Here is a 23,424-nt window from a genome sequence, read left to right as displayed (position 1 = left end):
TCGATGTTTGCTGAATTGATCGCCCGTGCCTGCAGTGGCGCGATCCATGTAGTGACCGGGGCGCGCGCGCTGTGGATCGGCTGTGCGCCGTCCAGCGAGCACCGCGTGTACTACGGCAACCACGCCAGCCATGGCGATTTCGTGCTGATCTGGTCGTCGATGCCGCCGGCACTGCGGCGCCAGGTGCGGCCGGTGGCTGCTGCCGAGTACTGGCAGGGCGATGCACTGCGCCGCTACCTGATCGATGCAGTGTTCAATGGCGTTCTGGTCGAGCGCGATGCGGCGCGCCGCCAGCAGGATCCGTTGCAGGGGCTGCGCGATGCGGTGGACGAGGGATGCTCGTTGATCCTGTTTCCCGAAGGCACGCGCAACATCGGTGATGAGCCGCTGCTGCCGTTCAAGAGTGGCATCTATCACCTGGCGCGGCAGCGCCCGGAACTGGAGTTCGTACCGGTGTGGATCGACAACCTCAAGCGGGTGATGCCCAAGGGGCGTTTCCTGCCGCTGCCGCTGCTGTGCACGGCCACGTTCGGCACGCCGCTGCGGCTGCAGGCCGATGAGGACAAGGCGGCGTTCCTGGCGCGCAGCCGGCAGGCGCTGCTGGACCTGGCACCGAACGGAGGCCGCGCATGAGTTTCCTGCTGGATGTCTCCGGCGATCTGGCCACGCAGAGCGTAGGCCAGCAGACCGGCCTGCTGTTTGCCGGTGTCGGCGCGGTGCTGGTGCTGGCCACGCTGGTATCCGAAACCCTGCGCTGGCGCCAGCGCGGCAACCCCAGTGCGGTCATCGCCAACCTCGTTTCGCGCATCCGCGCGTGGTGGGTGATGGCGATCGTGGTCGGCGGTGCGCTGCTGTTCGGCCGCGCCGGGGTGATCGTGCTGTTCGCCATCATCTCGCTGTTCGCGCTGCGCGAATTCATCACCCTGGCGCCGACCCGCTCGGGTGACTACTACGCGCTGCTGGCGGCGTTCTACATCGTGCTGCCGTGGCAGTACTACCTGGTGTGGATCGACTGGTACGGCATGTACACGCTGCTGATTCCGGTCTACGCGTTCCTGTTCCTGCCGATCCTGTCGACCATCGGCGGTGACACCACGCACTACCTGGAGCGTACGGCCAAGGTGCAGTGGGGGCTGATGATCTGCGTGTTCTGCATCTCGCACGTGCCGTTGCTGCTGAACCTGCACGTGCCCGGCCACGACCCGTCGCGCAACGTGCTGCTGTTCGCCTTCCTGGTGATCGTGGTGCAGTCCTCGGACGTGCTGCAGTACATCTGGGGCAAGCTGCTGGGCAAGCGCCTGATCGCGCCGAAGCTGTCGCCGTCGAAGACGGTGGAAGGATTCGTGGGCGGCGTGCTGAGTGCCAGCGCGCTGGGTGCGGCGCTGTGGTGGATCACCCCGTTCACGCCGCTGCAGGCGTTCGGGCTGTCGCTGCTGATCAACCTGATGGGGTTCTGGGGTGGCCTGGTGATGTCGGCGATCAAGCGCGACCGCGGCATCAAGGACTGGGGCCACATGATCGAGGGCCATGGCGGCATGCTCGACCGGCTGGATTCGGTGTGCTTCGCCGCGCCGGTGTTCTTCCACGTGGTGCGGTATTACTGGAAGGCGGGTGGGGTGGGCTGATCAACCCGGGGTCGGATTCCTTCGCACAGCGAAGGGCTCTGACCCTGATTGCCATCGTTCATGCGGTTGCCGGCCAGCGGCCGGCACTACCCACGCGCGCTTACGCGCTGATGCCGTATTCCTTCAGCTTCTTGCGCAGGGTCGCGCGGTGGATGCCCAGCATCGCGGCGGCGCGGCTCTGGTTGCCTTCGCAGTGGTTGAGTACTTCCACGAACAGCGGAATCTCCATCTCGCGCAGCACGATCTCGTAGACATCGTCCGCGTCGCAGCCATCGAGGTCACGCAGGTAGCGGCGCACGGACTGGGCGACGTGTTCACGCAGCGGTGGCCGGGCAGCGCCACGACTGTTGTCAGGACGAGAAAGGACAGCGTTCAAGGGGGTTCCCGATTCGGTGGCCCGTGCGCGCGGAGCGCGCGGCCGGACGAGGTGGAGGCGGCCAGTCTAGCGCGAGCGTGCCCGACCTGCCACGGCTGGACGCCTTCGTCCCGATCAAAGGAACTCGAAGGTGAATGCGACCGTGGAGGCTGCCGGTTCCTGCACACGGAAGGCGATGCGGGCGCTCTGCCCCGGTTCCAGCAGTGCCGCGCCCGGGTTCTCGCCCAGGTACTGCGCGGGCGGGAACACACCGGTGCCGATCACCCGGCCATCGGCATCGGCCAATGACAGGCGCAGGTCGGGCCATGCCTGCGCCCAGCGCGCATCATTGCGGATGCTGGCCTGCACCTGCAGCACGCCGGCCTGCCCGGGCAACGGGCGGATCTCGCGGCTGGTCATGGTCAATGCAGTCGGTTCGCGCCATGCGGGCAGGCTGCAGCGAAGGACACCGCACAGCGCGCTGACCCACGGACGATGCCCGGCATCGGCGGCCAGCCGCGCGCGGTCGGCCAGTACGCTCTGCAGCACCAGCAGCAGGGCCAGCCCGGCCACCAGTGCCCAGTGCCAGCGTGGCGTCGGCAGGGCACGCGGGCGCACGCCGAGGAAGCTGGGTGCATCGCTGGCCGGAGTGGCCGATGCGGTGTCGTCACTGCCGGTGGACGTTTCGATGACAGTGTCATCGGACTGTCGCGTGTGCGCCGGTGCCGGTGCCTGTTCCAGCAAGGAGGTGTCCACGACCGGCTCGGCGCGCGGCCCGGACCCCGCCGCCTGTCCGGCAGCGGCATCGGCGGTGTCGTCAGCGGGGGCCTGCGCCTGCCCGGTCCGGGGCGGCGCATCGGTTCCCGGCGCGGAACGCAGGAAGGTGGCAAGCGGACGACGCGGCGGGTTCGGCTCGGACATGCTCAGGGCGCGGGCTCGGATCCAGCCGTCATTCAACCACGATCAGGCGCGGCGTACGCCGGTGATGCGCATCCAATCGCCATCCTGGGTGGCCTGCAGGTCGTCGAACCACGCAGCATAGCGCTGCAGCAGTTCGCCTTCCTGGCCATGCAGGATGCCCGACAGCGCGATGCGGCCACCGGCAGCAACGCGTGCGGCCAGCAGTTCGGCCAGCGCATCCAGCGCCGAGGCGAGGATGTTGGCGACCACGATCGGATAGGTGGCCACCGGTTCGTCCTGCGGCAGGTAGACGTGCATGCGGGCCTGTTCGCCGTTGCGCTCGGCGTTGTCGGCGGTGGCGATCAGCGCCTGCGGGTCGTTGTCCACGCCGATGGCCTCGGCGGCGCCCAGCTTCAGCGCGGCCAGGGCGAGGATGCCCGAGCCACAGCCGAAGTCGAGCACGCGCTGGCCCTGCAGCGCGCCATCCACGGCCAGCTGGTCCAGCCAGCGCAGGCACAGCGCGGTGGTCGGGTGGGTACCCGAACCGAAGGCCAGGCCCGGGTCCAGGCGCACCACGGCGGCGTCGGCGGCCTGCGCGGCCTCCGGCAGTTCATGGTTCCACGGCACGATCCAGGTGCGGCTGCCGAAATCCATCGGCTGGAACTGGTCCAGCCAGGCGCGTTCCCAGTCTTCGTCCTCGACCGCGCGGAAGCTGCCGCCGGTCCAGTCCAGTTCCGGGTCGAACGCCTCCAGCGCAGCCAGCAGCAGCAGCGCGTTGCTGTCGGCCGGGAACAGCGCGCTCAGCACCAGGGTGTCCCACAGCGGCGTCTCGCCCACGCCCGGCTCGAGGATGGCCTGCTCGTTGCTGGTGTCGGCCTCGGCATCGAGCAGGGTGACCGCCAGCGCGCCCACGTCCTCCAGCGCGTTTTCATAGCGGGGCTGGGTGGCTTCGGTGCAGCGCAGGGTCAGTTCCAGGAACGGCATGGCGGTGGGGGCAATCGCGGGAAAGGGGGCCATGCTAGACCATCCGGCCGTCTCCGTATGCTCTGAGATGCTGACCCAGGCTGAACGAGACCGGTTCAGACATGCCTCCCGGGCCTTGCTAGACTTGGCGCTTTCCTGCCCGACGTGCCGTAACCGACCGCCGATGGCCCTCGCCCCGACCCTGAAAACCTGGTTGCTCGTGCTGCCGGCCGTGGCCGTGCTGGGCGTGGCCGGTTATCGGGCCAGCGGCCATGGCCATTCCGCGCAGGTGGATGTCGGCGAACCGTTGGCCGTATCGACGGCCACGGTGCAGGAAGCGCTGGAGCCGGTGATGCCCGAGGCCCTCGCGCGCCGCCTGGCCGGCTTCGAGCGCAGCGCCGCGTTGCCTTCGGGCCTGCCGCTGGATATCCGCGCCGACATCGAGGGCGAGACCGATCTGTTCGCCTACGCGCAGCGGCTGAAGGTGCAGGCCGAGCAGGGCAACCACGAAGCGCGCTGGATGCTCAGCCGGGTCTACGACTACTGCGCGCAGTATGCGGTCGACCCGGGTGGCTACCGCCTGGACAACAACGTGCTGGCCGGCCTGGGCCTGAGCGCGGCACCGGCGATGGTGCAGGCGCGCGAACGCGTGGCCCAGCGCTGCGGCGGTTTCGTGCCGGGTGACAAGCTGGGGCCGTCGCTGGTGTTCAACGAACGCCGCCGTGCAGCCCTGCAGGGCAACCTCGCCGCCGAAGCGGCACTGTTCGCCGAGGGCGAGCCGCTGCACAGCAACGAGCAGTACCGCCGTGACCTGGTCGAACGCGTGCGTACCTCGCGCGATCCGGAGGCCTACATGGCCCTGGCGCCGGGCATGGGCACGCGCGCTGCCGGCGACAAGGCGCTGGTGGACATGGTGGCCGGTGAACAGCTCAGTGAGATGGCATGGCGGGTTGCGGCCTGCCAACTCGGTCTACCTTGTGGGGCCGACAGCGTGCTGATGAACAGTTACTGCGCGAACGGAGGGATCTGTTCGCAGGATGGGACACAGGATTTCCAGGATTTCGTGTATGACGCTGCGGTATCGCGGCAAGGTGCGGGGAAGATGAACGAATGGATCAAGCAATTGATTGGAAAGAGGAACGGGCAATGAATTACCGTCGATTCCTGCACGGGGCCAAGTTCTGGTTCTGGGTGGCGTTGTTTGTCGCGTATTCGGCCGGCGCCGTTGGCCTGCTGATGATCGACACCTACGAGGATCGCTACCGGCACCTTTCCAAGGTTGAACTGACCTCGGTGAAGGCGCAGGAAGACGTGCGCCGCGCCGGTGCCAGCCAGGTGGCCGCGGTGTACCGCGCGCAGAGCGGCGCGCCCTTCGCTGCGTTGCCGGCGGGCAGTACCTTCCAGGTGGTCTGGCCCGATGGTTCGACCGAGACGATGGTGATCATCGACCCGACCTCGCCCAATGGCGTGCGTCCGCTGGCCGATACGCAGATTCCTGCCGAAGTCGCCGACAAGCGCTGACCCGATTCTGTAGAGCCGAGCCCACGCTCGGCTGCGCTTGCAGCAAGCCGAGCGTGGGCTCGGCTCTACAGGAAACAGGCAACAAAAAAGGGCGGGGAAATCCCCGCCCTTTTCGTGTCCAGCATCTGCCGCCGATCAGGTCAGCGCGATCGGCTTGTTCTTGCGCTCGGCCAGACGCTTTTCCAGGTAGTGGATGTTCTGCCCACCCGCCTGGAAGCCCTTGTCGCGCATGATGCGCTGCTGCAGGGCCACGTTGGTCTTGATGCCGTCCACCACCATTTCGCTCAGCGCCACCCGCATGCGGGCGATGGCGGTTTCGCGGTCCGGGCCGTGCACGATCAGCTTGCCGATCATCGAGTCGTAGTTCGACGGCACGCGGTAGCCACTGTAGATGTGGGTGTCCACGCGCACGCCGGGGCCGCCCGGCGGATGGAAGCCGGTGATGGTGCCCGGGCTCGGCACGAAGGTTTCAGCATCTTCGGCGTTGATGCGGCACTCGATGGCATGGCCGCTGAGCACCACGTCGCTCTGCTTGATCGACAGCTTCTGGCCGGCGGCGATCTTCAGCTGCTCGGCCACCAGGTCGATGCCGGTAACCATTTCGGTAACCGGATGCTCCACCTGGATGCGGGTGTTCATTTCGATGAAGTAGAAGCGGCCGTCTTCGTACAGGAACTCGAAGGTGCCGGCGCCGCGGTAGCCGATGCGCACGCAGGCTTCGGTGCAGACCTTGCCGATCTGTTCGCGCTGTTCGGCGCTGATGCCCGGTGCCGGTGCTTCTTCCACCACCTTCTGGTGGCGGCGCTGCATCGAGCAGTCGCGCTCACCCAGGTGGATGGCATTGCCCTGGCCGTCGGCCAGCACCTGGATCTCCACGTGGCGCGGGTTCTCCAGGAACTTCTCCATGTAGACCTCGCCATTGCCGAACGCGGCCTTGGCCTCGGCCTTGGTCGTCTCGATCGAGGTCTTCAGCGAGGCTTCGGCGTGCACCACGCGCATGCCGCGGCCACCGCCGCCACCGGCCGCCTTGATGATGACCGGGTAGCCGATCTCACGGGCGATCTTGGTGTTGGCGACGATGTCATCGCCCAGCGGGCCGCCCGAACCGGGCACGCACGGCACGCCGGCGGACTTCATCGCGCGGATGGCTTCGACCTTGTCACCCATCATGCGGATGGTGTCGGCCTTGGGGCCGATGAAGATGAAGCCGGACTCCTCCACGCGCTCGGCGAAGTCGGCGTTCTCCGACAGGAAGCCGTAGCCCGGGTGGATGGCCTGGGCGTCGGTGACTTCGGCCGCAGCGATCAGCGCCGGGATGTTGAGGTAGCTCTGCGGCGACGGTGCCGGGCCGATGCAGACCGACTCGTCGGCCATGGCCACGTGCTTGAGGTTGCGGTCGACCGTGGAGTGCACGGCCACCGTGCGGATACCCAGGGTGTGGCACGCGCGCAGGATGCGCAGCGCGATCTCCCCTCGGTTGGCAATGACGACTTTGTCGAGCATGGCGTGCCCCTCAGCCGATCACGAACAGCGGCTGGTCGAATTCCACCGGCTGGCCGTTCTCGCCCAGGACGGCGACGATGGTGCCGGACTTGTCGGCTTCGATCGGGTTGAACATCTTCATCGCTTCGATGATGGCCAGGGTCTCGCCTTCCTTGACCTGCTGGCCAACGGTGACGAACGCCGGCTTGTCCGGAGCGGCCGACGCATAGAAGGTGCCGACCATCGGCGAGCGCAGCACGTGGCCTTCCGGCAGGGCCGGGCCCGGCTTGGCGGTGCCGCCGGTGGAGGCTTCGGTCGGCGACTGCATCGGCATGGCCTGCGCAGCCGGGGCGGCCGGCGCGGCGTACACCGGGGCGGGCATCGGCGCGGCGTAGCCGGCCACCGGGGCGCGCGACAGGCGCACGGACTCTTCGCCTTCCTTGATTTCGATTTCAGCCAGGTTCGACTCTTCCAGCAGGTCGATCAGCTTCTTGATTTTGCGCAGATCCATGAGGGCCTCTTTGGTTTCTATCTAGGTGAGGTAGAGCGCCGGCTGGCGCCCGGGTCGACAATCAGGTGGCGGACATCCGCAGCAGCGCCGCGTCCATCGCGTAGCGGTAGCTGTCGGCGCCGAAGCCACACACCACGCCCACTGCCTTGTCGCTGAAATAGCTGTGCTGGCGGAACGGTTCGCGGGTGTGCGGGTTGGACAGGTGGATCTCGATGAACGGCACGGCCACCGCCGCCAGCGCATCGCGCAGGGCGACCGAGGTGTGGGTGAAGGCGGCCGGGTTGATCAGGATGAACGTGGTACCGTCGGTGCGTGCGGCCTGCACGCGGTCCACCAGCACGTGTTCGGCGTTGGACTGCAGGCTTTCCAGCGCATGCCCGGCCGCAGCGGCCTGGGCGGCCAGCGCCTGGTCGATGTCGGCCAGCGTGGTGTGCCCATAGACCTCCGGCTCGCGGGTACCGAGCAGGTTGAGGTTGGGGCCATGCAGGACCAGCAGCTTCGCCATGGAATCCGATCAACGGGAAAGGGCGGCAGTCTGGCGGAACCTGCGGATGCTGTCCAGTTCGGCGAAATTGCAGGTGTTTAAAACAATCGTTTGAAAAATCGTGGAAGCGCTTGCGGCCCTATGGGTGGCGGCGGATCAAGGCCCGCTGAACGCCATCGCGGCGGGGATGCCCGCACGTAGGCCGACGATGACGTAGATCCACGCCATGCGTGGGTGGCCGCGCGCCGCGCCCCGCGCTCACGTCTCCAATGGCACCGTCGGCACCACGTTCGGGAACACCTCCTCCAACGCCTCGGTCTGCCCGGGTTTCGGCACCGGCCAGTTGTAGGCGTTCACCGGCTGCGCGCGGTTCACCCACAGCGCGTAATACAGGTGGTCGGCACGGCCATCGCCGGTGTTGGGGTGGATGAGGATGGTCAGGCCCAGGCTGTTGAGCTGCAGCCACGGCACCAGCACCGGCAGCAGGTCGTTGCTGAAGCCGAAATAGAACGAGGGCGTGACATGCGGGCCGCGTGGCTCCAGGTTCCAGTTGCCCAGTTCCACCGGGAAGCGCTCGGCCGCCCAGCGCCGCAGCAGGGCGGCCTTCTGGTAGCTGTCTTCGTCGAAATAGATATGTGCGTGGTAGCTCTTGATAGCGGTATAGGCGCGCGGCCGGCTGGGCAGTGGCGATTCGCCCGGGCGCACGCTGGACGGGCGCGGCGTCGCTTCGGCGGCCGTAATCTGGCCCCAGGGGCTGTGGCCCTGCGCGGGCGGCGGCACGATCGGGCGGAAGCCTGGCTGGCCCGGCTCGGTGGTGTTGGCGGCGGCGCTCGCAGCGCTGGCCGTGGCCAGCCCGCCCACGGCCACGCCGGCCGAGGCGATCAGGCGCCGGCGCACGGGCGAGAGCAGGTCGGCCCAATGGGCATCTTCGGCCACGTCGAAAGGTGGGGCAGGGGTGTGCGGTGGCATGGCCAGCGTCCTGATGGCAGAGGCGCCACGCTCGGCGATGTGGCTGGCAGCGTCCAATAAGCAGCAGGTATCAGGTGATGCCGGGCAGCGGCCGCCACGTTGAGTCGTGGTGGCCGCCGGGCTAGGGTGGCCGGACCGCCGCCCTGGATGTCCGCCATGACTGCTCCCGACGCCGATACCGCCCGCCGACGCGCCGCCTTCCGGCAGCTGCATGCGCAGGGCTGCTTCGTGCTGCCCAACCCGTGGGACGTGGGCAGTGCGCGCTATCTGCAGCGGCAGGGCTTCCAGGCCCTGGCCACCACCAGTGCGGGCTGCGCGTGGAGCGAGGGCCGGCCGGACGGTGCTGTTTCGCTGGAAGCGACGCTGGAACACCTGCGCCTGATGGCGAGCGCGACGCCGCTGCCGCTGAACGCGGATTTCGGCGATGGCTTCGGTGCGACGCCGGACGCGGTCGGCGAGGCGGTCACCGCTGCACTGGGCACCGGCGTTGCCGCGCTGTCGATTGAAGATGCCAGCGGCGTGGCCGGAGCGCCGCTGCGGCCGCTGGAGGAGGCGGTGCAGCGCCTGGCCACCGCCCGTGCCGCCATCGATCGGGCAGGTGCCGATGTGCTGTTGGTGGGGCGTGCGGAAAACTTCTTCGTTGGCGTGCCTGATCTTGAGGACACCCTGCAGCGGCTGCGTGCCTATGCCGCGGCCGGTGCCGACGTGCTGTACGCACCGGGCATCACCACGCGCGAGCAGATCGTGGCGGTGGTTGCGGCAGCCGGGCCGAAACCGGTCAACCTGCTGGTCGGCGGGCCGAGCCCGCTGACGCTGCAGGACATCGCCGCACTGGGCGTGCGCCGGGTCAGCCTTGGCGGCGCACTGGCGCGCGCGGCATGGGGCGGGCTGATGCAGGCCACCGATCCGATCCTGCGCGAGGGCCGTTTCGACGGCCTGCAGCAGGCCGCTGCGGGCGCAGCCCTGAACGACCTGTTCCGCTGACGCCATGGACAACGTAACCGCCCATGCAGCGCTGGTGAGGGAGATGGACGCGCTGCGCCAGGCGCCGGCGCAGGCGTTGCTGGCCCGGGTCGACGGACCGGCCCAGGTGTGTGTGCTGGAGCGCGACGACGGTCCACTGGAGCTGGAGATCCACGTGCGCTGGCACGATGCCGGGCGCACAGCGCTGCGCCTGGAGGGCCACGCGCGCGGCGGCAGCACCTGGAGTCACGAACACCTGCAGGAAACCCTGGTGCTGCCGCTGAAGGACCTGGAGTAGATCCACGCCATGCGTGGATGGAGCCACGCCAGTGGGGTCAGAGCCCTCCTCCGAAGGGATCCGACGCCGGCCGGGTGGGGGGCAGATCCCTTTGCACCGCAAAGGGCTCTGACCCCGGTGCCTGCTCAGAACCGCGCGGTCAGGCCGACGAAGAACGTCCGCGCGCCACCGTCGTAGTCGTTGCCGTCTTCGAGCGTCGACACGTCGTCCAGGTTCAGCACACCCGCACGCAGGGTCAGGTTCTCGTTCACGTCATAACCGGTCACCAGGTCCACCGTGGTGTACGCCTTGGCGAAGGTCGAGCTGGACGAGGCCACCAGCTGCTTGCCGATGTGCTGCGCGCTGAGGTTCAACGACCACGCATCGGTCACGTCCCAGTTCAACGAGGTGTTGGCGGTGATCTTCGGCACCACCAGCAGGCTGGCACCGGTGGTGCGGTTCTTCGATTCCAGCATGCGCGTGGCATTGGTGGTCCAGCTCAGGCGTTCGTGCAGCGGCACGGTCACGCTGGCTTCCACGCCGCGCGTGCGGGCCTTCTGGATGTTCTGCGCCACCGTCCACCAGAAGCCGTTGACGAAGCTGGTGGTCTGGCCGGGGATGTCGCGCAGCGGCACCTGTTCGATCTTGTCGTCGAAGTTGGTCAGGAAGTAGGTGGCCGACGCCGACCAGCCGTTCTGGTCGAAGCCCACGCCCAGCTCGTAGTTGGTGCTGGTTTCCGGTTCCAGGTTCGGGTTGCCGGCCATGTAGCAGCCAGTGGTGCCGTCAGCGCTCACCAGGCGGCTGTTCCAGCCTTCCGGGGTCAGGCTGCCGCAGCCACGGCCACCGGACTGGGTGGCGGCACCGGCGGTGCCCTGCTTCAGGTTGGGCGCGCGGAAGCCCTTGGACACGCCGCCGCGCACGGTCCACGCATCCCCCGGGTGCCACACGCCGTAGATGCGCGGGCTGACGTTGTCGTCGTAGTTGTCGGTGTTGTCCCAGCGCACGCCCAGGGTCAGCACGAAGCGCTCGTGCAGGGTGACGTGGTCCTCGGCGAACAGTGCCCACGAATCGGCTTCGCTGGTCGGGCTGATGCGGCTGCTGCCGGTCCAGGTCACCGGCACGGTGCCGATGGTGTCGCTGTTTTCCAGCTGCTCGCGCTTCCACTGGCCGCCCACGTTGAGGCTGTGTTCGAAGCCCCAGTGGAAGCCGGTGGTGAAGGCGGTATCGAACACCGTTTCCTTCGAGTGGTTGCCCACCGCGCTGCCCTTGTCCTTGTAGTCGTTCTGTACGAGGGTGGTCTTGGACGTGGTGGTGTCGCCGTAACGGCCATCGTGGCCGAGCACGTAGCCGGTCTGCACCAGCTTGGACAGGCCCCAGGCGTACACATCACCGGCACCGGTGTTGCGCTGCACGCCACGCGAGCCTTCGATGGTCAGCGCGTGGTCGTCGTTGAGGCGCCAGTGGAACTGCAGGTTGGCATTTTCCGCCTTGCTGCCGGGGGTCTGGTCTTCCAGGCGGTCGGACTTGCGGTCGGTGACGTTGGCACCGATGCGCACGCCGAGGTTGTCGGTGAGCGGGCCGCTGAACAGCGCGCCCATCTGCGTGGTGTCACCGCGCGTGGACGAGTCGGGCATGCTGTGGTTGAAGGTGACCGAGCCGCCCCAGTGGTCGGCGATCTTGCGGGTGATGATGTTGATCACGCCGCCCATCGCATCCGAACCGTACAGCGAGGACATCGGGCCGCGCACCACTTCGATGCGCTCGATCATGTCCGGCGACAGCCAGTTCAGATCCTGCGGGCCAAGGTCGTCGCGGTAGTTCACGCCGGAGGAATTGCCCTGGCGGCGGCCGTCGATGAGGATCAGCGTGTACTGCTCGGGCAGGCCGCGCAGGCGGATCTTCGACTGCGCGCCGGACAGCGCATAGCCGCCGGTCACGCCCGGCACGGTGCTCAGCAGCTGGCCGATGCTGGTGACCGGCTTGCGCTCGATCTCCTCGCGGCTGATGACGCTGATGCTGGCCGGCGCATCCTTGATCCACTGCTGGGCGCCGGTGGCGGTGACCACCACGGTATCCATCTGCTTGGCCGAAGCGGCATCAGCGGAGGCATCGGCGTGGGCGGTGCTGGCCAGTGCAAGGCCGATGGCGGCGGCCAGGGCGGCAACGGAACGACGGGGTTTCAGAACGGCGTGCGACATCGCGCAGTACTCCTGTTGAGGGTCCACTGGCGATGGCTGGGACGTCCGTGTGTGGGGGTTTCAGAATTCTTTAACAATCGTATCACGAATCATTCGCATTTGACGTTTGGTGACACATGAACGCTTGCATGGGCGGCGCGGGGCCGCGCCGATCCAGCTGAAATCAGCGTCCTGCGTGAGGTGCTGGTGGAAACATGTTCGTTAGTTACCATTGGTAACTAATCACTTCGCGAGCGTCTCCCATGCACAGCCTCATCGTCGTCGCCCATCCTGATCCCGCCTCCCTCACCCATGCCGTCGCCGCCCGCATCGGCCAGGCCATCACCGGCGCCGACGCGCGCAACACCGTCACCGTGGCCGATCTCGCCGCCGAAGGCTTCGATCCCCGTTTCAACACCGCTGACATCGGCCTGTTCAAGCAGGGCGCAGCGGTGCCGGCCGACGTGGCCGCCGAGCACGCGCGCGTGGATGCCGCCGACACGCTGGTGCTGGTCTATCCGTTGTACTGGTGGTCGTTCCCGGCGTTGCTGAAGGGCTGGATCGACCGTGTGTTCACCCAGGGCTGGGCTTACGCCGACGGTGCCGACGGCAAGGTGGAAAAGAAGCTGCAGCGGCTGCAGGTGCACCTGGTCGGTATCGGTGGCGCGGGCGCGGAGATGATCGAACGGCGCGGCTATGGTGCGGCGATGAAGACGCAGATCGACATGGGCATCTTCGATTACTGCGGTGCCACCGTGCGTTCGTCCACGCTGCTGCTCGATGCTGACAGTGGCCAGGCGCAGGCGCATCTGCAGACCGCTGCGGACATCGGCCGTACCATAGGCACACCCACCCGCTGACATGGAGCCGCTGCATGTCCACCACCGCCACGCCCACCCGCCGCCGGATGTCGCGCGAACAGCGCGGCCGCCAGTTGCTGGACGTGGCCTGGACCCTGGTGGGTGGCGAGGGCACCGATGCACTCAGCCTGGGCCGCCTGGCCGAGGCCGCAGGCGTGACCAAGCCGGTCGCCTACGATCACTTCACCACGCGCAACGGGCTGCTGGCCGCGCTGTACGCCGACTACGACCAGCGCCAGACCGCCGTGTTCGATGCGCGCATCGGCGCGGCGCCGGCGCGCCTGGATGCACGCGCGCAGGCCATCGCATCGGGCTACATCGATTGCGTGCTGTCGCAGGGCAGCGACATCCAGGCGATCCTTGCCGCATTGGCCGGGTCACCTGAGCTGCGCGACGTGCGCCACCGCTACCAGCAGGATTTCGTCGACCAGTGCGCGCAGTGGCTGGGCGCGTTCGCGAACGACGGCGATGTACCCGTGGCCGGGCGCTGGGCGATCCTGGGAGCCGCCGAGTCGCTGTCCGAAGCGGTGGCCGCGGGCGCGCTGCAGCAGCCGGATGCGGAAGCGGAGCTGCAACGGCTGATCATCGACACCGTCAACCGCGCGCGCTGATCGCCGCGTCGCGCTGCAGCTGCGCGAAACCTTCCCGCAGGCACTGCTGGACCCACGCGTTCCGCGTTTCCCGCGTGGGCGCGCCGAGGGTGATGTTGATCAGCCGGTGCGTTGCCTCTTCGCTGTCGCGGCACGCGGTCGCCGCCAGGCAGAAGCCTGCCGCGCGGGTATAGCCGGTCTTCAGGCCATCGATGCCGTCGCTGCCGTCGCTGCCCAGCAGCGTGTTCTGGTTGTCCTTGCAGAACGTGCCGTGGCTGAAGTGGCGCTGCGCGGTGATGGCCAGCACCTGCGGATGATCGGCCAGCAGCCGCGCAGCGAGCATCGCCATGTCATGCGCGGTCGATACATGGCCCGGCGTGGTGATGCCCGAGACTGAGACGAAGTGCGTGTCGCGCAGGCCCATGCGTGCGGCCGCAGTGTTCATCCGCTGCACGTACGCAGCCTCCGAACCTGCCAGGTGGCGGGCCAGCGCCAGCGCGGCATCGTTGCCGGACACGATCATCAGCCCTTCCAGCAGGCGGCCCAGGGTGATGGTCTCGCCCGGCACCAGGCCCATCCGCGTTTCGTCGGCAGCGACCGCGTGTACGTCGCGCGCATCGACGGTCGTTGTATCCGACCACGCGTGGCCATTGTGCGCGATGGCTTCATAGGCCACGTGCGCGGTCATCAGCTTGGTCAGCGAGGCCGGCGCGCGTGGCAGCCTGGCATCGTGCTGCTGCAGGATGCGCAGCGTGGCCGCATCCACGGTGATCGAAGAAAGAGCCGGTACCGGCGAATCGGTCAGTGACATCATCAACGCAATCGTACGCAGCGTGCAGGCAGCAATGCCGCACGAATCTGCAACATTGCAATGATATAACGAGCCGCTGTTGGCGGTGTCGCCGCCGTTCGTACCGCAGGAATCCCCATGACCCGACCCCTCGCGCGACGCTGGCTGTGCCCGTCGATCCTGGCTGCGCTTGCCGCGCTCACTGCCTGTCAGCCGACGACGCGCCCCGATGCGCCCGTGGCCACTGCCACGACCGACGGAGCGCGCCCGCACAACGTCATCGTGATGATCAACGACGGCGCGGGCTGGGGCACCTGGGATGCGGCCGCGTACTGGCAGTACGGCAGCCGCGAAGGCGCGCCGTATGCAGACTTCCCGCAGCGCCTTGCGGTCACCACCTTCCCGCTCAACGCCAGTGGCCAGCCCACCCGCGACGATTCGCAGCGCATCGGCTATGACCCCGCCCAGGCGTGGGACACCACCGAAGTTCCGGCACCGGATCTGCCCTTCGTCGCCTACCAGTACCTGGCGGCTGTGGCCACCGACAGCGCCGCCGCCGGCACCGCGCTGTCGTCCGGCGTAAAGACCTACAACAACGCCATCAACTACAACAACGATGGCCAGCCGGTGGAGTTCAATACCCTGCGCGCCAAGGCACTGGGCATGGCCACCGGCGTGGTCACCTCGGTGCCGTTCCCGCATGCCACGCCGGCCGCGTTCGCCGCGCAGGCCGAATCGCGCAACAGCTACCACCAGATCGCCCACCAGATGCTGGCCCAGGGCCACATGGATCTGGTGATGGGTACCGGTGGCCCCGGCTACAGCGTCGATGGCAGGCCCTGCGCGGACGGCATGGACAAGGTCGCCGCGGAAGGCTGCCAGAACCCGTGGGAATGGGTGTCGCAGCAGGATTGGCAGCAGCTGGAAGCGGGCACGCCGATTGCCGGCAACCCGGCCGGAGCCTGGCGCCTGATCCGCAGCAAGGACGACTTCGCCGCGCTGGCCGACGGCCGCCTGCCGGCTGACCGCCCGCTGATCGGCGTGCCGCGCGTGGCCAACACCCTGCAGCAGGCGCGACAGCTGCCGGTGGTCGGTCGCGATGCCGCCACGCCGTCAGGGGTGAAGAAGATCGACAGCGTGCCGGACCTGGCCACCATGACCCGGGGTGCGCTGCGCTTCCTGCAGCAGCGCTCGCCCAAGGGCCTGTTCCTGATGGTTGAAGGCGGTGCCACCGACTGGGCCGCGCACACCAGCGCCTGCGGTACCGAGTGGCATTACGGTGCCTGCACCGACCAGCCGCAGTACGGCCGCCTGATCGAGGAAACCGCCGAGTTCAACGACGCGGTGTCGGCGGTGGTCGCGTGGATCGAGCAGAACGGTGGCTGGGAGCGCAACCTGCTGATCGTCACCACCGACCACGACAACAGCATGCCGATGGGCCCGGACGCGCAGAAGGTAGCCTTCGAGCCGGTGCGCAACAACGGCCGCGGGCAGATGCCGGGCATGAGCTTCCGCCCCACCGGCAACCACTCCAACGGCCTGGTGCCGCTGTGGGCCAAGGGCAACGGCGCCGAGCTGCTGGGCCAGCGCGTGCGCGGCGTCGATGCCGGCTACCGCCAGCACGTGCGCTGGAACGACGGCAGCTACATCGACAACACCGACGTGGCCAAGGCCGTGCAGGACGCCCTGCAGCGCTGACCCGCCCTTTGTAGAGTCGAGCCATGCTCGACTGCTCTGCTCATCGCCCTTTGTAAAGCCGAGACATGCTCGACTGCTCTTCGCCCTTTGTAGAGTCGAGCCATGCTCGACTGCTCTTCACCCATCAACCACGCAGGCCAAAAACCGCGCCAGCACCGGGTTGCGGTTGTCGGCCTTCCAGAACACCACCTGCTGCACGCGCGGCGCGTCCTTCAGGCGAACGAAGGACACGCCGGGCATGCCCATGCGCTGCAGCGAGGCCGGCACCAGCGCGATGCCCAGCCCTTCGCCCACCAGGCTGACGATGCTCTGCTGAAGCTGCACCTCCAGCCGCACATCGGCTTGCAGGCCGGCGGCATGGAAGCTGGCTTCGATGGCTTCGCGCAGGGTTGGCACCACGTCGGCCGGCGCGGTGATCAGTGCTTCGCCGGCCAGGGCGGTGATATCGACGCTGCGGCGGCGGGCCAGGCGATGGTCGGCCGGCACCACCACGCACAGTGGCTCCTCCTGCAGCGGCAGCAGTTCCAGGCCGCGCAGCGACGCAGGCGCAAAGCCGATGCCCGCATCCAGCGCACCCGAGCGGACCCCGTCCAGCAGGGCCATCGGCAGGGCCTCACGCAACCGCAGCTGCACCTGTGGATGCGCAGCAATGAAGCGACGGGCCAGCGGCGGTACCGAGCTGTGCGCTGCATGCATCATGAAGCCCACCTGCAGCTCGCCCAGCTCGCCTGCACCCACCTGGCGGGCAGCGTGGCAGGCCTGCTGCAGGGCATTCATCACCCCGCGGGCGTCTTCCTGGAAACGCTGGCCAGCGGCTGTCAGGCGCACGTGGCGCGAGTCGCGCTCCAGCAGCGCCACGCCCAGCGATTCCTCCAGCGCGGCGATCTGCCGGCTCAGCGGCGGCTGGGTGACATTGAGCCGTTCGGCGGCGCGACCGAAGTGCAGGGTTTCAGCGACGGCCAGGAAGTAACGCAGCGGGCGGATGTCGATCATGCGCGAATGGTATCGCTGGCGCCCGTTAAAAGCATTGGAAGGTATTGATGATGGCGCGTAGCCTGCGCGGCATTCCCTCCCTCCGCGCTGCCCATGCTGTCCGTCCTGGCCATCGTCCTCCCCGTGTTCGCGCTGATCTTTGCCGGCTGGCTGGCCCGCCGCAGTGGCGCGCTGGGCCCGCACTCGACCAGCGAACTGAACCGGTTCGTGGTGCAGCTGGCGCTGCCGGCGCTGCTGTTCGACGTGGTCGCCAACGCGCACTGGCAGCAGTTGTGGCACCCGGGCTTCATCGCCAGCTTCGGCGGTGGCACGGCGCTGCTGTTTGCCGCCACGGTGTGGTGGCGCCGACGCCGCGGCCACGCGCTGGCCGATGCCAGCATCGACGGGCTCAACGCCGCCTATGCCAACACCGGCTTCGTCGGCTTTCCGCTGGCGGTGGCCGCGCTCGGGCAGTCGGCGCTGGCGCCGACCCTGGTCGCGACCCTGCTGACGGTGTGCGTGTTGTTTGCCGCCGCCATCGTGCTGATCGAGATCGGCCTGCAGCGCGAGCAGCGCCTGCACCATCTGCTGGGCAAGGTGGCGCGCTCGCTGCTGCGCAATCCGCTGCTGCTGGCGCCGCTGGCCGGCGTGCTGCCGATGGCGCTGGGCCTGTCGATGCCCGCACCGGCGGAAACGTTCCTGAAGCTGCTGGGCGGTGCGGCGGCGCCGTGCGCGCTGATCGCGCTGGGCCTGTTCCTCGGAGAGCGGCGCTCGCCCGTGCCGGGTGCTGGGCGCAGTGCCGTGGTGCTGGGCGGATTGAAGCTGCTGGTGCACCCCCTGCTGGTGTGGCTGCTCGCTACGCAGGTATTCGCGCTGCCGGCCGCGCTGGCGCACGCCGCCGTGCTGATGGCCGTGCTGCCCACCGGTACGGGGCCCTTCATGCTGGCCGAGTTCCACCGCCGCGAAGCATCGACCACGGCGGCCACGGTGCTGGGGACAACGCTGCTGTCGTTGCTGACGGTGACCGGATACCTGGCGCTGCTGCAACGGTAGAGCCGAGCCCATGCTCGGCTGCTTCTCGCTCTCTGTAGAGTCGAGCTCGCTCGACTGCCATTCGCTCTTTGTAGAGTCGAGCTTGCTCGACTGCTTCTTCCGCTTCAGTCGAGCAAGCTCGACTCTACAGAACGCAAGCGCCCTCACCGCACCAGCGTCACCGCCTGCCCGGCACGCGCGAAGGCTTCGCCCAGCAGCGGCCCCTGCTTGATCGCCTCCACTTCGGCGAACAACGCCTGCAGCGCGTCTGCCGGCCGCGAAGCCGGGGCGGCCACCGCCTGCTGGATCGCGGTGAAACGATCAGCCAGCACCCGATGCCCGGGATGCGCCTGCGCCCAGGCCTGCAGCGGTTGGCGGACCCCCGCCGCCGCATCCAGCTGCTGCTGGTCGAACAGCTCGATCGCCGCGGCCGAGGTGGCGGCGCGTTCGATCTGCGCGTGCTGCAGTTCGCGGCTCAGGTACAGGTCATAGGCCGCACCGCGGCCCACCGCGATACGCACGCCTTCGCGGTCGAGGTCGGCCACCGTGCGTGCCGGGCTGGCCTCGCGCAGCAGGTAGGTGCCTTCGATTTCCACGTAGGGCGCACTGAAGGCAATGCGGTCGGCACGCGCCGGGTCCACCGCCAGGAAGGCCAGGTCCCAGGCGTCGCCAGCGGCTGCGGCCACGACCGAAGCCGCTGCCTCGTGGCAGGTGAAGCGGGCCTGCACGCCCAGCCGCTGCGCCAGCGCCGTGGCCAGTTCCAGCGATGGCCCGCGCGGCGACCGGGCATCGCCCTGGGCCAGCACCGGATTGCCCAGGTTGATCGCCACCCGCAGGTGGCCGCGCGGTGCCAGCGCGTGGCGGTGGTCGGACAAGGGCATGCGGTGCTCCAGCAGGACGCGGGGGAGCTTCAGCATGCCAGCGGCGGCGTGCGGACCGCGTACGCGTGCGCTTACGCCTGTGCGGCAAACGTGCCGTGGAAGCCCAGCGGCACCGCATAGGGCAGCCACGCCTGCGCCAGCGGACCGTCCTGCACGTGGCGCGCATCGAGTACGGCAAGGCCGCTGCGCTTGTTCACCGGGTCCAGCAAGGTGCCAACCAGCCAGCCATCATCCGGGTTGCGGCTGCCAGGGCGGGGCACGAACACATGCTCCTCGGCCATGATGTCGCTGCCGTAGCGCCACACCTGGCGGCGCCCGCGCTCCACGTCGAACGCCGCGACCGCATTGAAGTACGGCGTGTTGCTGGCGCCATCGACGGTCGGTGCATACAGGCGGGCGGCGCGGCTGTCGGGCGTGCGCGGGTCGAACAGCGGGAACTCCACCGTGCTGATGCCCGTGCCCTGCCAGCGTGCCTGGCCGCGGCGCAGGTCCAGGTGCAGTTCCACCAGGGTGCTGTGGCCGTTCGTGGCATGCGCGCCGTCGCCGGCCATTGCTTCCTTCATCGGCGAACGCGCTTCGTCCATGTTGTCGCGGCGCACGGCGCGCACCACGATGCCGTCCTTGCTCCGGTGCGCGTCACCGAAGTGGTAGATCGCCGCGAACGGTGCTTCAAACCATTGCGCCTTGTCCGGGGCATCCTTGGCGACCACCGCGATGTTGGCCGCGCGCTGCGGTGCGAACTGCATGCGTTCGAAGAAGCTGCCGCCGCTCTCCTTGAAGTCGAAGGGTGCCAGCACGAACACCAGATGCGTGTCGGTCATGGTGAAGGCATGCAGGTAGCCGCGGCCCGGCGTCGCGATCACATCGGCGCTGCGCAGCTGGCCGTCCTTGCCGATGTGCCAGACCAGCAGGCCGGCGCCACCCATCAGGCTGATCGAACCGAAGTTCCAGACGCTGCCGTCGCGGTCTACCAGCGGGTGCGCCGAGAACGGCAGGGCCGCCAGGTCGGGCCGCCAGGTCACCGGGCCGATGGTTTCCAGCGAATCGGGGTGGACCTCGAACGCCGAACCGGATTCGCACAGGGCAAACACACGGCCATTGAGCGCCATCACCGAGGTGTTGGCCACGTTGGCATCGTCATTGTTGCGCACCGCCTGTGCGTTGGGGACGCTGGTGCCGGCGGCGGGGTAGAGGAAGCGCCCGGCCTTCTGTTCACGGGTGAACTTGGGCGTGGCCACCATGCGTGCGCGGTGGGTCAGGCTGCCGTCGCCGTTGAAATGCCAGCCGTGGACCATGCCGTCGCCGTCGAACCAGTGGTCGTAGCGCAGGGTGCCGCGCTCGCTCCAGGCCGGGCCGTTGCGGTACAGGGTGCCGGCCAGGCCGGCGGGCAGCCGCCCCTGCAGCTGCACCGTGGCCGGGCCCAGCGTCTCGCTGCTCACCCCGCGCCAGCCCAGCAGCCATGGATGCGCCTGCAGGCCCTGGGCGAACTGCGCCGGGTCGTTGGCGAAGGCCGGGGCGCTGCGCAGGGCGGTGGCGCCCAGGGCCAGGCCAGCGGTGCTGCTGATCAGGGTGCGGAGGAAGCGGCGACGATCCATGGCGGGCCTCGGTGCAGGGTGGGAATCAACGCAGGGTGATGTCGATGGCGGTGCCGGCGGCGGGCAGCGTGAAGCGGGCTTCCTCGAAGGTCGGCTTGCGCATCACCTGCGGATTGTTGCTGAAGCCGTAGCCTTCGATCGGCATGCCCACCAGGTTGGTGTCGAGCTTGCCGTTGTCATTCTCGTCGTGGGTCAGCAGCACGGCGTAGTTGCCGGCCGGCAGATCCTTGAAGGTGAAGTGCAGGCTGTCGCCCTGCGGGTGTGCCTGCTGTGCCTGCACCGGTGCGGCCTTGCCGTTCCAGGCCTCGTCGGAGGACACCAGGGCGGCGCGCAGGGTGCCGGTCTGGGCGCGGACATCGTGCACGTTCACGGTCAGCTCGGCGGCGTGAGCGGTGCCGGCCAGCAGCAGGCCAGCAAGCAGGGAGCAGGTCAGGGCGGTGCGGATCATGGCGGCGGTTCCGTCTGGAGGTGTGGGGCCAGTCTGCGCCGGGGGCTGGCCTGGGTTCAGGGCCAGTGGTCATCGATCCGGCGTGCCAGAAGTCACTTTCTGCGCCGGACCCATTGCCGTCGGGTGCCCGCGCCGGTCAGCATGCGGCCATGCCCAGCCTGCTCCGCCATCTGCTGCGTCCCCTCAGCCTCGCCGGCGCGGTCACCGTGCTGGTGGTCGGCCTGTCGTTCGGCGTGCAACGCAGCGATGCCGGGGCGAGCCTGCTGCTGCTCGGTCTGTTCCTGCTGTTGTTCGTGGCGCACGGCTGGGCGCGGTTGCCCACCCGTGTGCGCGCGGTGGCCGCCGTGCTGCAGGCGCTGCTGGCCGTCGCCCTCATCGCCCTGCAGCCACGCACGGGCACTGCACCGGTGCTGCTGGTGGTGCTGGTCGCACAGCTGGCCGAGCATTGGCCGCCGCGCTTCGTGCTGGTGGTTGCGCTGCTGGCCAACCTGGCCGAGTACGCCGTGCTGCGCCACAGCGGTTTCACCCAGCCGCTGCTGGTGGTGCTGCTGTACGGTGGCTTCCAGGCCTTCGCTGCGCTGACCGCGCACTACGCGCGCAGCACGGCGCTGGCCCGCGACGAGCTGGCGCGGGTCAACGCCGATCTGCTGGCCACCCGTGCCCTGCTGGCCGACAGCGCCCGCGATGCCGAGCGGCTGCGCCTGGCGCGCGAGCTGCACGACGTGGCCGGGCACAAGCTCACGGCCATGCGCCTCAACCTGCGGGCGCTGGCCGCCGATCCGGTACTGGCCGGGCGCGAGGGCCTGCAGACCGCCGAACAGCTGTCCGGCGAACTGCTGTCCGACATCCGCCAGGTCGTGCAGTCCATGCGCGATGATCGCGGGCTGGACCTGGATACCGCCCTGCATGCATTGGCCGCGCCGTTTCCGCGCCCGCGCCTGCAGCTGCAGATTGCCGATGGCGTGCGGGTGACCGACCCGCGCACGGCCGAGACCGTGCTGCGCCTGGTGCAGGAAGCCCTGACCAATGCCGCACGGCATGGCGAAGCCGATAACGTGTGGCTGACAATGACGGAAGAGGAATCCAGGTTGCGTATCGATATCCGCGATGACGGCCAGCGCGCCGAGCGCATCCGCGAAGGCAATGGCATTTCCGGCATGCGCGAGCGGCTGGCCGACGTGCACGGCCAGCTGGAGCTGGCCCGTACCGAGCAGGGTGGCATGCACCTGATCGCACGGTTGCCGGCATGAGCGGCGCACCGATCCGCGTCGCCCTGGCCGATGACCAGGCCCTGGTCCGTGCCGGCCTGCGTGCGCTGCTGCAGGGGCTGGGCGTACAGGTGGTGCTGGAAGCCGAGGATGGCCAGGCGCTGCTGGATGCACTGGCCACGCAGCCGGTGGACGTGGTGCTCAGCGATATCCGCATGCCCGGCCTGGATGGCATCGGGGCGCTGCGGCAGCTGCGCGCCCGCGGCGATGCCACACCCTGCCTGCTGCTGACCACCTTCGATGAAAGCGACCTGCTGCTGCGCGCCAGCGAAGCGGGTGCGCAGGGATTCCTGTTGAAGGATGCGGCGCCGGCCGACCTGCGCGAGGCGATCGAGCGGGTGGCCGCTGGCGAAACCCTGCTGCTGCCGGTCAGCACCGAACCGGTGCGCTCGCGCTACCGTTTCCACGACGAAGCACCGCCCAGTGATACCTTCGGCGAACGCGAAGTGGCCATCCTGCGCCTGCTGGCCGGCGGCTACAGCAACAAGGAAATCGCGCGCAGCCTGTTCCTGGCCGAAGGCACGGTGAAGAACTACGTGTCCACCATCCTCGACAAGCTCGGCACCCGCGACCGTACCCGCGCGGTGCTGAAGGCGATTACCCTGCGCATCATCTGAAGCGGAGTGGTGCAGCGATGAACCCTGTCATGCATGTCGAGATTGCGGTGGCCGACCTGGCCCGCGCCATCGCGTTCTACCAGCAGTGGCTGCAGGTGGTGATCGACGCTCCGGTGCATGTGCACGACTGCACGATGGCCTACCTGCCGTTCGATGATGACGCCGGCGGCGCCAGCATGGCCCTGGTGCACGGCGCGGACTATCGCCCGTCCGAGCAGGGCGCGCGCATCTACATCGGTGTCGATGATCTGGACGCCAGCCTGGCCCGCGCGCTGCAGGCCGGTGCCGCGCTGCGTTTCGGCCCTGCCGAGGCCGGCGGCTGGCGCGTGGCGGAGATCGCCGACAGCGAAGGCAACCGCATCGCCGTACAGGCCCCGATAGCGACCTGATAACCCTCTGTAGCCGAGCCCATGCTCGGCTGCCGTTGGCCCGTAGAGTCGAGCTTG

Annotated in this window: 26 protein-coding genes; 13 read left to right on the top strand and 13 right to left on the bottom strand. The window is 68.6% G+C overall.

What is annotated here, in order from left to right:
- The first annotated feature begins 3 nt into the window (after window positions 1-3).
- Window positions 4-633 (top strand): lysophospholipid acyltransferase family protein, encoded by a 630-nt coding sequence (locus tag C1926_RS09410; RefSeq protein WP_079223777.1) that lies wholly within the window; start codon window positions 4-6, stop codon window positions 631-633.
- Window positions 630-1,625 carry a phosphatidate cytidylyltransferase gene (locus C1926_RS09405; RefSeq protein WP_108747497.1) on the top strand — a complete coding sequence of 332 codons (996 nt, stop codon included), beginning with the start codon at window positions 630-632 and terminating at the stop codon, window positions 1,623-1,625. Before C1926_RS09410 ends, C1926_RS09405 begins: the two co-directional genes overlap by 4 nt.
- 100 nt (window positions 1,626-1,725) lie before the next feature.
- Here the strand turns inward: C1926_RS09405 and fis are convergent, their stop codons facing one another.
- From fis to prmA, 3 genes are all read right to left on the bottom strand, one after another.
- Window positions 1,726-2,001 (bottom strand): DNA-binding transcriptional regulator Fis, encoded by a 276-nt coding sequence (gene fis, locus C1926_RS09400; RefSeq protein WP_006397198.1) that lies wholly within the window; start codon window positions 1,999-2,001, stop codon window positions 1,726-1,728.
- Window positions 2,002-2,115: 114 nt separating this feature from the next.
- Window positions 2,116-2,901 (bottom strand): DUF3426 domain-containing protein, encoded by a 786-nt coding sequence (locus tag C1926_RS09395; RefSeq protein ID WP_108759005.1) that lies wholly within the window; start codon window positions 2,899-2,901, stop codon window positions 2,116-2,118.
- Between the two features lie 42 nt (window positions 2,902-2,943).
- Window positions 2,944-3,864: a 50S ribosomal protein L11 methyltransferase gene (gene prmA / locus C1926_RS09390; protein WP_108759004.1), complete on the bottom strand. Its 921-nt coding sequence runs from the start codon at window positions 3,862-3,864 to the stop codon at window positions 2,944-2,946.
- A 163-nt stretch (window positions 3,865-4,027) separates the two neighbouring features.
- Between prmA and C1926_RS09385 the strand changes: the two genes are divergently transcribed.
- Complete coding sequence (locus C1926_RS09385; protein ID WP_079223773.1) at window positions 4,028-4,993, top strand: hypothetical protein; 966 nt, start codon at window positions 4,028-4,030, stop codon at window positions 4,991-4,993.
- On the top strand, window positions 4,990-5,364 hold the full coding sequence (locus tag C1926_RS09380; protein WP_079223772.1) for a hypothetical protein: 375 nt from the start codon (window positions 4,990-4,992) through the stop codon (window positions 5,362-5,364). Before C1926_RS09385 ends, C1926_RS09380 begins: the two co-directional genes overlap by 4 nt.
- Before the next feature lie 135 nt (window positions 5,365-5,499).
- Here the strand turns inward: C1926_RS09380 and accC are convergent, their stop codons facing one another.
- The 4 genes from accC to C1926_RS09360 all read right to left on the bottom strand — a co-directional run bounded on the left by accC (window position 5,500) and on the right by C1926_RS09360 (window position 8,810).
- Entirely contained in the window at window positions 5,500-6,867 is a 1,368-nt protein-coding gene (gene accC / locus C1926_RS09375) for an acetyl-CoA carboxylase biotin carboxylase subunit (protein WP_108759003.1), read from the bottom strand.
- Between the two features lie 10 nt (window positions 6,868-6,877).
- Window positions 6,878-7,357 (bottom strand): acetyl-CoA carboxylase biotin carboxyl carrier protein, encoded by a 480-nt coding sequence (accB, locus tag C1926_RS09370; RefSeq protein ID WP_108759002.1) that lies wholly within the window; start codon window positions 7,355-7,357, stop codon window positions 6,878-6,880.
- 61 nt (window positions 7,358-7,418) lie between these two features.
- Window positions 7,419-7,862 (bottom strand): type II 3-dehydroquinate dehydratase, encoded by a 444-nt coding sequence (aroQ, locus tag C1926_RS09365; RefSeq protein ID WP_108759001.1) that lies wholly within the window; start codon window positions 7,860-7,862, stop codon window positions 7,419-7,421.
- A gap of 237 nt (window positions 7,863-8,099) precedes the next feature.
- Window positions 8,100-8,810: a DOPA 4,5-dioxygenase family protein gene (locus tag C1926_RS09360; protein ID WP_108760664.1), complete on the bottom strand. Its 711-nt coding sequence runs from the start codon at window positions 8,808-8,810 to the stop codon at window positions 8,100-8,102.
- A 156-nt stretch (window positions 8,811-8,966) separates the two neighbouring features.
- Here C1926_RS09360 and C1926_RS09355 point away from each other — a divergent pair, with 156 nt between their 5' ends.
- Window positions 8,967-9,794: an isocitrate lyase/phosphoenolpyruvate mutase family protein gene (locus tag C1926_RS09355; protein ID WP_108759000.1), complete on the top strand. Its 828-nt coding sequence runs from the start codon at window positions 8,967-8,969 to the stop codon at window positions 9,792-9,794.
- Window positions 9,795-9,798: 4 nt separating this feature from the next.
- Window positions 9,799-10,071 carry a hypothetical protein gene (locus C1926_RS09350; RefSeq protein ID WP_108758999.1) on the top strand — a complete coding sequence of 91 codons (273 nt, stop codon included), beginning with the start codon at window positions 9,799-9,801 and terminating at the stop codon, window positions 10,069-10,071.
- A gap of 125 nt (window positions 10,072-10,196) precedes the next feature.
- On the opposite strand, the gene C1926_RS09345 is transcribed toward C1926_RS09350, so the two are convergent.
- The gene (locus C1926_RS09345; RefSeq protein WP_174214089.1) at window positions 10,197-12,248 is read right to left on the bottom strand and encodes a TonB-dependent receptor; all 2,052 of its coding nucleotides are present in this window, start codon (window positions 12,246-12,248) and stop codon (window positions 10,197-10,199) included.
- Between the two features lie 242 nt (window positions 12,249-12,490).
- Here C1926_RS09345 and C1926_RS09340 point away from each other — a divergent pair, with 242 nt between their 5' ends.
- The gene (locus C1926_RS09340; protein ID WP_108758998.1) at window positions 12,491-13,087 is read left to right on the top strand and encodes an NAD(P)H-dependent oxidoreductase; all 597 of its coding nucleotides are present in this window, start codon (window positions 12,491-12,493) and stop codon (window positions 13,085-13,087) included.
- 47 nt (window positions 13,088-13,134) lie between these two features.
- Window positions 13,135-13,698, top strand: a complete 564-nt coding sequence (locus C1926_RS09335; RefSeq protein WP_108760662.1) for a TetR/AcrR family transcriptional regulator — start codon at window positions 13,135-13,137, stop codon at window positions 13,696-13,698.
- Here C1926_RS09335 and C1926_RS09330 read toward each other — a convergent pair.
- A complete protein-coding gene (locus C1926_RS09330; protein WP_108758997.1) occupies window positions 13,682-14,488 on the bottom strand; it encodes a D-alanyl-D-alanine carboxypeptidase family protein in 807 nt (268 codons plus the stop codon). The two genes, C1926_RS09335 and C1926_RS09330, sit on opposite strands and share 17 nt — an antisense overlap.
- A gap of 117 nt (window positions 14,489-14,605) precedes the next feature.
- Here C1926_RS09330 and C1926_RS09325 point away from each other — a divergent pair, with 117 nt between their 5' ends.
- Window positions 14,606-16,165 carry an alkaline phosphatase gene (locus C1926_RS09325; RefSeq protein ID WP_108758996.1) on the top strand — a complete coding sequence of 520 codons (1,560 nt, stop codon included), beginning with the start codon at window positions 14,606-14,608 and terminating at the stop codon, window positions 16,163-16,165.
- A 117-nt stretch (window positions 16,166-16,282) separates the two neighbouring features.
- Here C1926_RS09325 and C1926_RS09320 read toward each other — a convergent pair whose 3' ends face one another.
- The gene (locus C1926_RS09320; protein ID WP_079223734.1) at window positions 16,283-17,158 is read right to left on the bottom strand and encodes a LysR substrate-binding domain-containing protein; all 876 of its coding nucleotides are present in this window, start codon (window positions 17,156-17,158) and stop codon (window positions 16,283-16,285) included.
- 93 nt (window positions 17,159-17,251) lie between these two features.
- Here C1926_RS09320 and C1926_RS09315 point away from each other — a divergent pair, with 93 nt between their 5' ends.
- Complete coding sequence (locus C1926_RS09315) at window positions 17,252-18,190, top strand: AEC family transporter (protein ID WP_108758995.1); 939 nt, start codon at window positions 17,252-17,254, stop codon at window positions 18,188-18,190.
- Between the two features lie 143 nt (window positions 18,191-18,333).
- Here C1926_RS09315 and C1926_RS09310 read toward each other — a convergent pair whose 3' ends face one another.
- From C1926_RS09310 to C1926_RS09300, 3 genes are all read right to left on the bottom strand, one after another.
- The gene (locus tag C1926_RS09310) at window positions 18,334-19,050 is read right to left on the bottom strand and encodes a transporter substrate-binding domain-containing protein (RefSeq protein WP_108760661.1); all 717 of its coding nucleotides are present in this window, start codon (window positions 19,048-19,050) and stop codon (window positions 18,334-18,336) included.
- Between the two features lie 71 nt (window positions 19,051-19,121).
- Window positions 19,122-20,645 carry a carotenoid oxygenase family protein gene (locus tag C1926_RS09305; RefSeq protein WP_108758994.1) on the bottom strand — a complete coding sequence of 508 codons (1,524 nt, stop codon included), beginning with the start codon at window positions 20,643-20,645 and terminating at the stop codon, window positions 19,122-19,124.
- A gap of 25 nt (window positions 20,646-20,670) precedes the next feature.
- Window positions 20,671-21,093: a DUF2141 domain-containing protein gene (locus C1926_RS09300; protein ID WP_108758993.1), complete on the bottom strand. Its 423-nt coding sequence runs from the start codon at window positions 21,091-21,093 to the stop codon at window positions 20,671-20,673.
- A 149-nt stretch (window positions 21,094-21,242) separates the two neighbouring features.
- Here C1926_RS09300 and C1926_RS09295 point away from each other — a divergent pair, with 149 nt between their 5' ends.
- From C1926_RS09295 to C1926_RS09285, 3 genes are read left to right on the top strand one after another with little or no spacing between them, the layout of a single operon-like run.
- Entirely contained in the window at window positions 21,243-22,343 is a 1,101-nt protein-coding gene (locus tag C1926_RS09295; RefSeq protein WP_108758992.1) for a histidine kinase, read from the top strand.
- Window positions 22,340-22,978, top strand: coding sequence for a response regulator transcription factor (locus C1926_RS09290; RefSeq protein ID WP_079223725.1), 639 nt, complete (start codon window positions 22,340-22,342; stop codon window positions 22,976-22,978). The genes C1926_RS09295 and C1926_RS09290 overlap by 4 nt, the downstream gene beginning before the upstream one ends.
- A gap of 17 nt (window positions 22,979-22,995) precedes the next feature.
- Window positions 22,996-23,367: a VOC family protein gene (locus C1926_RS09285; RefSeq protein WP_108758991.1), complete on the top strand. Its 372-nt coding sequence runs from the start codon at window positions 22,996-22,998 to the stop codon at window positions 23,365-23,367.
- Window positions 23,368-23,424 lie beyond the last annotated feature (57 nt).

Source organism: Stenotrophomonas sp. ZAC14A_NAIMI4_1, from assembly GCF_003086915.1.
Classification (GTDB): domain Bacteria; phylum Pseudomonadota; class Gammaproteobacteria; order Xanthomonadales; family Xanthomonadaceae; genus Stenotrophomonas.
This window is presented reverse-complemented; position numbering and strand designations above follow the sequence as displayed.